Source organism: Bradyrhizobium sp. (genome assembly GCF_017881085.1).
Lineage (GTDB): Bacteria > Pseudomonadota > Alphaproteobacteria > Rhizobiales > Xanthobacteraceae > Bradyrhizobium.
Genome location: NZ_JADGRI010000266.1, coordinates 1 through 7,753, shown reverse-complemented (window position 1 = coordinate 7,753; position 7,753 = coordinate 1). Strand labels below are relative to the sequence as shown.

Sequence of the window (7,753 nt, the reverse complement as noted above, 5' to 3'; positions counted from 1 at the left end):
GGCGGCGAACCTCGCCGAGCACTGCATCAAGAAGGTCGAGGTGGTGGAATATCCCGAACTCGGCATGGAAGCGATCTGGCGCATCGAGGTCGAGGATTTTCCTGCCTTCATCATCATCGACGACAAGGGCAATGACTTCTTCAAGGAATTGAATCTGGGGTGAGGGGGAGGCGATACCTTCGCGTTGTCATGGCCGGGCATAGCTGTCCAAAGGACGGCGTCGCTTACGCTCGCCTGTGACCCGGCCATCCATCACTGTTCGAAGAGGATGCATACGCGGGTCAAGCCCGCGTATGACGATCTAACGTATTGAAGCGGCGTTCGCCGGGACGACCAGCAGAATGACTTACGCCCTGGTTCCCGTGAACGGAAAGCTGCCCATCGGGCCGATGCCCATCTCGCCGGACATGCTGTCGCCGGAAACCTTGCCGGAAAAGGCGAGCGTCAGCGGCATCGGGTTGGTGATGGAGATTTTCCAGGCGACGTCGTCGCCGCTGACGGTGCCGTCGAAAATCTCGCCGGATTGACCTTCGGCGCCTTGGGTGCCCGTCAGCGCGCCGCCGGCGCTCTTCACGGTCAGCGTCGCGTTGCGCTCGCCCATCGGGGTGCTCATGACGATATTCCAGCTTCCGTCCACGGCCATCTAATGTCTCCTTAAGGCTTTTCTTCGCAAAACCGGAATGGTTCTGGGATCGAGGATCGCTCCGGCGGCGGTATAGCGCATCTCGAAGCCCGTGCCCAATGGTCTCAAACCACTGGGGCCCTGGCGGCGCGAATCCGGTTTGTGACGATCAGGCGAAATGCAAGATATTGCAGGCCGAAGGCCAGAAGCTTCACCCCGATCAGCACCACCGAGACATAGAACGCCCACAGCTTGAGATCGCCGGTCGACGCCACGGCGATGGTGCCGAGGCCGAGCACCAGCATCAGCGCCGCCCAGGCGTAGCCTGCCGCCGTGACATATTCCGGAATGGTCTCGGACACGATCGGCGGCATGTAGCGCAGCATCCAGCCGCGCTTGAGCATGATGGCGGCGATCGCGAAATGCGCGATCGAGGGCTTTGCCAGCACGAAGCGGGGATCGTTGGTCAGCAGCGTCGCCGCGCCGAGCACGATCACCAGTCCGAGGCTCGCATAGGTCATGAAGCCGAGCGGCTTTCCCTTGACGCGGGCGTATACCACCTGCGCCACCGCGCCGGCGATGGCCACCGATGTCGCCAGCACCACGTTGCCGGTGGACAGATACAGCACCAGGAACACGATAGCGGAGAGGAAGTCGGTTGCGAGCCTGGCGAATACGTCCTTCATACCTCCCCCTCAAGTCCATTTCGTCATTGCGAGGCGTAATCTGTCCGCTGAAGCTTAAAGAGCAAAGGCGGAAGTGACGAGCGATTTTGAGTCCGTCATTCCGGGGCGATGCGAAGCATCGAATCCAGAATGACGGCATCGGATGCTGCTTGCAGCGACGATCCTATACCGCGTTTGCCGAAGCACCCGGTACAGCGAATTTTGCCCGATGATACCCCGGATACCATTTGGTAAAATAGATCGCGGTGTTGCGGGCGGCGAATGCGATCGCGATTCCAGCCCACAACGGCAGGCCCGGCAGATAGATCAGGAGAACATTGGCCAGCACCATCAGCAGGAAGGCGGCGGTCCACGCCCAGGTGATGACGTAGTTGGCTTTCTGAAAGCCCGGCAATTGCGCGGTCTCGGCATCGACCACCTGGCGGGCATATTGCAGCGTGAACGGCCGGCGGATCAGAAGCGACATCAGCGAGATCGCCAGCACGCCGGTGTCGACCGTCAGCTTCACTGCCGTGCTGCTCACGCTGGTATCGACCAGCGTGACGTAGCAGCCCAGGGCGGCGAACAGGATCGCCGAGCCCGCGCCGAGCATCTTGATCGAGCGGCCCTTGACGACGTCGAGCACGACCACGCCCAGGCAGATCGCGGCGGAAACGAACAGGCTTGCCGCCGCCGATGCGAAAAGCATCAGGGCCGCGAATGCGCCATAGGGGGCAAGGATCAGGAAAATCATCATGGCAGCCTCACGAGGCCATCTTTACACTGTCAAGATAACCATAGAGACGACATGCGCAGGGGTCAAGCGAAATCTTTACAGTGTCAAAATAATGTGAGGGCGTGGATTATTGATCGTATTTGCAATGGCTTATTCGCCATAGCTCGCCTTATTTGTCGTCATTCCGGGTCGCGGGCCAGCGCGAACCCGGAATCCGGAGATTGTCGGGTTCACCGCTCCGCGATGCTTCGGAATGACTCCCGGCTTCGAAACGCCCGCATTGTTTCCGCAGCTACTCACGCCGCGCCGACCCAATTGCCGTGAAAGCCGTCGGGCACCCGATGTCCGAGCTGCACCAGCGCTACCGGACCCGCCTCGACGTCGGTGGCGTTGAAGACCGCGAGATCGCTGCGGTTTTCGCCGGCGCGCCAGACCGCGGCCAGCAGCCAGCCATCGCCCTCGGCGGCATCGCCGCCGCGGGCGACGAAGACCGGCTCGGAGATGGTGTCGCCGGCGGGCAAGTGATATTTGCCGAGCCGCGCGCCCTTGCCGTCGACATGCACGATGCCGGACAGCGCGCCAAACATCGGCAGTTGGGGATTGGCGCAGGCGTACCAGCCGTGATGGCTCGCAAGACCGGCACGGCGTTCGTCGATGCGCGGGAATTCGCCGGTCAAATCGTCGAGATAGGTTTGCGTGAAGCGGTCGGTATTCCCAGAGAGATCGAAGGTCCAGCGGCACAGCCGCGCGCGCGACTTGTCCGGGTAGGTCGGCCGGCCGTCGGGGTGGGGGAATAGCGGGGCTTCCTCGAACTGCATGACGTCGGCGACGATACGGTTGCCGTGTTCCCAGGCATTCATGACATGGAAGACGTAGCAGCTCTCGGCGCGGAACCAGACGATATCGGCGGCCGAACCATGGCGCTTCATGACGCCGACATAGGCGCCCTTGTCCGGTTCCCAGGCGTAGGGCGGCTGGCCGGCCATCGCGCGCGCCATGCTGCCGGTAATGGGCAGGATCGGAAACAGCATGTGATGTTCGGTGACGATGAAGTCGTGCACCATGCTGGCATAGGGCGCCTCGAATCGTTCGAAGCGGGTCACCGCGCCCGACGCATTGACGGATCCGAAGGACAGGGCAGGGGTCAGCGGTCCCGCGGCATTGTAGCCGAAGAACACCATCTCGCCGGTGACCGGATCGATCTTGGGATGCGCCGTGAACGGGCCCGCGATGCCGCCGCCATAGTTGCAATATCCGCGCGTCGTCAGCGTGCCGGGCTCGATCTCGGTTGGCAGATGGGCTTCCTCCAGCGCCAGCAGGCGTCCGGCATGGAAGATAATGTTGGTGTTGGCGACGCCGCCGTCCTGCGTCACCGAGGCGGGCGTGTCGGGCAGCCTGCGACCGAAGCCGCCGAACAGCGCGCGGCCGGCGTCATGCTCGGCCTGCCATTTGGGGGTGCGGACCCAGCGGTTGCGGTAGCTGGCGCGGCCGTTCTCGAGGTGAAAGGCGTGCAGCATCCCGTCGCCGACGAACCAGTGCGCGCCCGGCGAGTCGAATTGCGGATTGGGCCCGTTGCGGTAGAGTGTGCCATTGAGCTCGCGCGGCAATTCGCCGACGATTTTCAGAAACGGCGCATCGCATTCCATCGGGATCGGCGCCAGATTGGTCCGGGCCGTCCTGGTCGCCACTGCCTCAGGCATCGGTTCGCTCCCTGGTTTTGATCTTTACGGCGTAAAGATACGGCTTGCGTCCGTCAAGCGAAATCTTTACAGTGTCAAAATCGTGATCTATGGGGCTGGAATGGCAAGAAAAGCGACTACGGCGCGGACTCGCGTCGACCGAGCTGCAACCGTGCCTTCGCGCGCGCCGCGAAAACGCAGCGGGTCCAGGGCGGCCGCGGCAAGCGAAAACACGCCCTATCATCACGGCGCGCTGCGCGACGGGTTGCTCAAAGCCGCCGAACGGGTACTCGAACGCGACGGGCTCGCCGGCCTGACGCTGCGCGCGGTGGCGCGCGAGGCGGGGGTGTCGCATGCCGCGCCCACCCATCATTTCGGCGACCTCACCGGGCTCGTCAGCGAACTCGCCGCGATCGGCTTTCGCCAGTTCAACACCGCGATGTCGGCCGCCGGCGCTTCGGCCACCGTCCCCCTGGAGAAGAAGATGGCGCGGGCCAGAGCCTATGTCGCCTACGCGCAGGCGCATCCCGGCATGTACGGGCTGATGTTCCGCACCGAGCGGCTCGACATGACGCGGCCTTCGCTATGCGAGGCCGCCAACGCCTCGTTCGCAGGGCTGGCTGGCTCGATCGGCGACAGCCGTCAGGAACAGATTTCGGAGCAGGCGCTGTCGCTCGGTCAGGCGGCCGACATCGCCCGCGCCTGGTCGCTGGTGCATGGTTTTACGATGCTGCTGCTCGACGGACGGCTAAGCGACATCCTCGACCGGCTGCCGAAAGGCACCGATGCCGGCATGCTGCTGGATGCCATGCTGAAGCGCGCGATCGGGCAGGTGCCGATGGCGTAATCTCAGCGCCGGACCGCCAGCTCGACCGCGCGGCCGCTGTCGCCGATCACCTGCACCTCGTCCTTGCCGCATCTAAAGCCGCGCGCGAGTTCGTCGGCGGCCTTGCGGGCGAGCTCATTGGCGGTGGGGTTGGCCTTCACGTCGACATAGGCGACATGGCACACGGCGCCGGGTGGCAGCCGCGTCACCACCAGCGTCGGTTTGGCGGTGGGCCGGCCGTTCTGGTTCTCGTCGGCAGTATCGGCGATGTGCCAGCGCTGGATGATGGCGAAGGGTTCGCCGTCTTGGGCCCGCCATTCGACCGTAGGGGTGGTCGAGTTGAAGGGTCCGAAGGAAGCCGCCGCCGCCGGTTCCTTGTCCGCGGCGGCGCGGCTGCTGCCGATCGAGACGGTTTCGCGCAGATCGTCCTCGCTGACGACCACCACGAAACCGGCCTTGCCCGGGCAGATCCGTATCGTGGAATCGTCCACCCCGTTGCCGGCGCTTTTGACGCGACAGTCTTTGGGCGCTGTCGAGGTGTAGAAGCTGCCGATTGTTTGGGCGCTGCCCTTGGAAATCGGGCAGAAGCTAGCGCAAATCGACAATGCCAGCACGATTCCCGACGCAAGATGCCTGCGTTTGGCGAGGCGGCGAAGTGAAATGCGCTTCATGCGAGCCGTCTCCGTTGCGGAACCCGGTGTTCGACGCGCGCAAGCTGGGGAAGGTTCAGACAAACCGCGCGAAAAGCCTGACATTGGTCCGGAATCGTCCTAGAACAGCGCCGTCGCAACCTCCCTCTCACTAGCGTGCAGTTGTCTTATCGATCATGCCTGCCATTTCGCCGAAAAAACCGTATCGCGTCGGACGTTCCCGCACCGGGCTTGGCCTCTTCGCCACCAAACCGATCAAGAAGGGCACCAAAATCGTCCGCTATTTCGGGCCGCTGCTGGATTCCCGGAAAAAGAAGGACGACGCGATCGAGAACAAATATCTGTTCGAGCTCAACAACCGCTGGACCATCGACGGCTCGGTGCGCAAGAACATCGCCCGCTACATCAACCACGCCTGCAAGCCGAACGCGGAATCCGACGTCAACCCGCGCAAGCGCAAGGTGGTGATCCGCGCCATCAAGAACATCGAGCCCGGCGAGGAGATCAACTACGATTACGGCACCGATTACTTCAAGGCGTACCTGAAGCCGATCGGCTGCAAATGCGATGCTTGCGAGAAGAAGCGCAAGAAGCAGCGCGCCGAGGCGCGGGCCGAGCGGCTGCGCCTGAAGGCCAGGGCAGAGCGGAAAGCGTTGAAGAAGGCCGAAAAAGAGGCTGCTAAGGCCGAGAAGAAGCTGGCGAAGCACAAGCTGAACGGCAAGGCAAAGCACGCCAATGGCAAGCCGATGAATGGCCATGGCGGGAAAGCCGTGGCGGACACGGTTACGGGAGCGAAGTCCGGGATTTTCGCGAGGGCCCGGGGCAAGCCAGCCCAGGAAAGCCGGGCTTCGGCTTAATCCGGCGTTTCCCTCGATGCGTCATTGCATGGCGAGCCAACGGCTCGGCCTATCAAGGTGCTTTCCCCTTCACGAATGCCAGATTGATCCAGCTGACGCCGGCGTGGCGGTTGCGCTCCTGGCTGGACTCCGTGCGGACGTTCAAAACGGGATGCAGGCCCTGCATCCGCGCCAGATTGATCGTCTCCTCCGCCGATACCTCGAACATGCGCCGTCCCGGCGGCACGGGCCCGTGCCGGATCTTCATGATGATGGTGCCGCGCGCCCGCACCAGCGAAGCAAGGTTGGGCATCGCGCGCCGGCGCTGCGCTTGGTCGAGATGCATCCAGACCGCGGTCAGCATCACGAGGTCGAAGGTTTCGCCGCGCGATAGCAGAAGCGCCAGATCCGGCAGGCTGTCGTTGAGCCAATCGATCCGAGGCGATGGATGCAGCGCCATCGCAGGCAACCGCATCGCAACGGTCGGCTCGACGGCGACTACGGAGTGTCCCCGGCCGGCAAACCACGCCGCATCGCGCCCGGTGCCGGACCCGATGTCGAGGACACGGCCCGGCATTGTCGGGATCAGGTGCAGCACGGTTCGGTGCGCATCGGCGAAGGCAATGCTTTCATACTGCTTGAAGAGTTCGTCGGCCTCTTCGGCATAGCCTTCCGTGCCGCTCACCTGCACCACATGGCGCCTCCCGAACGTCTGGCTTCCCGTCATGGCGAGGAGTCATCGAGTTGTCGCCACCATACACTGCATCGACGGCGAGATTAATGGTTGGCTGAAGACGCGCGAGCAACGACTAGCCTATCGTCGGCAATCGGCGTATAAGTACCTCCCATGAGTTGGGATGCGAAAGACGTAGCGCTGCTCACGAAACTCTGGACCGTTGGGCAGAGCGCCGAGCAGATCGCGCGTCGTCTCGGATATAGCCGCAACGCGGTCTGTGCGAAGCTGACTCGTTTGGGCCTGAAGCGTGGTCACAAGCCGCCAACCGCAAAACCCCAGATAAGGCCGGTGCCGAAGCGCATACCGGCGTTGGCTGCCTGTGCCAGCCCGGTGGCAAAGAAGGTGTCGCGGAAGGTATCAGCGGGGAAGCCCAAGGAATTCACCAAGCGCCAGCTTTACGCCATGCTGGCCGAAGCGGTCAGGAATACGAGCTGACGGCGCGCCAATGCGCGCTCCGTGATTGGCGCCACGACGAAGCAATCCAGACACCGGATTGCCTCGCTCGAGTTCGTAACGATCTTTAGGCCCCGGCCACGCCGCCGCTTCGCGCAGGCCGGTATATTGCAGCTCGGCGAGGGCGCCGACCGCAATCGCCTGGGCCGCGACAAAGGCCTCGCCGAGCAGGTTCGGCGATATCTCACCGGAGAACAGCAGCGCGATGCTGGCAAGAGTCCACGCCGCATTGCCCGCGATCACGATCACCATCAGCGGCTTCGGCATCGCCTGGCGCGCGCCGAGCCAGCCGACCAGTGTGGCGTAGGCGATCAGGAACAGCCCGGTTTCGCGCAACAGCGCTTCGGGCAGGTTGAGCAGCGGCGCAAGCGCGCCGGCGCCGAGGGTAAGCAGCACGGCCGATGCGCCGCTGAAGGTGGCATCAGCCAGAATGGCACGGCGCAGAAACAGGGATGGATGGATCATGGTCAAGTCTCCTTGGTTGAGAGGACTGGAGAAGCCCGAAGATCAACCGGTCCGATCCGCAATTCGATTACGTCGCAGGTAATGG

The 7,753-nt window shown here is 63.3% G+C and carries 10 protein-coding genes and 1 pseudogene; 4 read left to right on the top strand and 7 right to left on the bottom strand.

The window, feature by feature from the left end; all coding sequences use genetic code 11:
- Positions 1-163 (top strand): fumarate hydratase C-terminal domain-containing protein (locus tag QZ213_RS21325; protein ID WP_291688077.1); only part of this gene is annotated, 163 nt, incomplete at its 5' end.
- Positions 164-346: 183 nt separating this feature from the next.
- Here QZ213_RS21325 and QZ213_RS21320 read toward each other — a convergent pair.
- The 4 genes from QZ213_RS21320 to QZ213_RS21305 form a co-directional block, all read right to left on the bottom strand.
- Entirely contained in the window at positions 347-643 is a 297-nt protein-coding gene (locus QZ213_RS21320) for a hypothetical protein (protein WP_291688076.1), read from the bottom strand.
- Between the two features lie 104 nt (positions 644-747).
- Positions 748-1,308, bottom strand: coding sequence for a septation protein IspZ (locus QZ213_RS21315; RefSeq protein ID WP_291688075.1), 561 nt, complete (start codon positions 1,306-1,308; stop codon positions 748-750).
- A gap of 163 nt (positions 1,309-1,471) precedes the next feature.
- Entirely contained in the window at positions 1,472-2,044 is a 573-nt protein-coding gene (locus QZ213_RS21310; RefSeq protein WP_291688074.1) for a hypothetical protein, read from the bottom strand.
- A gap of 275 nt (positions 2,045-2,319) precedes the next feature.
- The gene (locus QZ213_RS21305; RefSeq protein ID WP_291688073.1) at positions 2,320-3,723 is read right to left on the bottom strand and encodes a carotenoid oxygenase family protein; all 1,404 of its coding nucleotides are present in this window, start codon (positions 3,721-3,723) and stop codon (positions 2,320-2,322) included.
- 151 nt (positions 3,724-3,874) lie between these two features.
- Between QZ213_RS21305 and QZ213_RS21300 the strand changes: the two genes are divergently transcribed.
- On the top strand, positions 3,875-4,549 hold the full coding sequence (locus tag QZ213_RS21300; RefSeq protein WP_291688072.1) for a TetR/AcrR family transcriptional regulator: 675 nt from the start codon (positions 3,875-3,877) through the stop codon (positions 4,547-4,549).
- A 2-nt stretch (positions 4,550-4,551) separates the two neighbouring features.
- Here QZ213_RS21300 and QZ213_RS21295 read toward each other — a convergent pair whose 3' ends face one another.
- A complete protein-coding gene (locus QZ213_RS21295; RefSeq protein ID WP_291688071.1) occupies positions 4,552-5,199 on the bottom strand; it encodes a hypothetical protein in 648 nt (215 codons plus the stop codon).
- A 155-nt stretch (positions 5,200-5,354) separates the two neighbouring features.
- Here QZ213_RS21295 and QZ213_RS21290 point away from each other — a divergent pair, with 155 nt between their 5' ends.
- A complete protein-coding gene (locus QZ213_RS21290; protein WP_291688070.1) occupies positions 5,355-6,035 on the top strand; it encodes an SET domain-containing protein in 681 nt (226 codons plus the stop codon).
- Between the two features lie 52 nt (positions 6,036-6,087).
- On the opposite strand, the gene QZ213_RS21285 is transcribed toward QZ213_RS21290, so the two are convergent.
- Positions 6,088-6,741, bottom strand: coding sequence for a class I SAM-dependent methyltransferase (locus tag QZ213_RS21285; protein WP_291688069.1), 654 nt, complete (start codon positions 6,739-6,741; stop codon positions 6,088-6,090).
- A gap of 120 nt (positions 6,742-6,861) precedes the next feature.
- Here QZ213_RS21285 and QZ213_RS21280 point away from each other — a divergent pair, with 120 nt between their 5' ends.
- The gene (locus QZ213_RS21280; RefSeq protein ID WP_291688068.1) at positions 6,862-7,185 is read left to right on the top strand and encodes a GcrA family cell cycle regulator; all 324 of its coding nucleotides are present in this window, start codon (positions 6,862-6,864) and stop codon (positions 7,183-7,185) included.
- A gap of 102 nt (positions 7,186-7,287) precedes the next feature.
- Here the strand turns inward: QZ213_RS21280 and QZ213_RS21275 are convergent.
- Positions 7,288-7,668 (bottom strand): annotated as a pseudogene (locus tag QZ213_RS21275) (hypothetical protein); the annotation flags it as partial.
- Positions 7,669-7,753 lie beyond the last annotated feature (85 nt).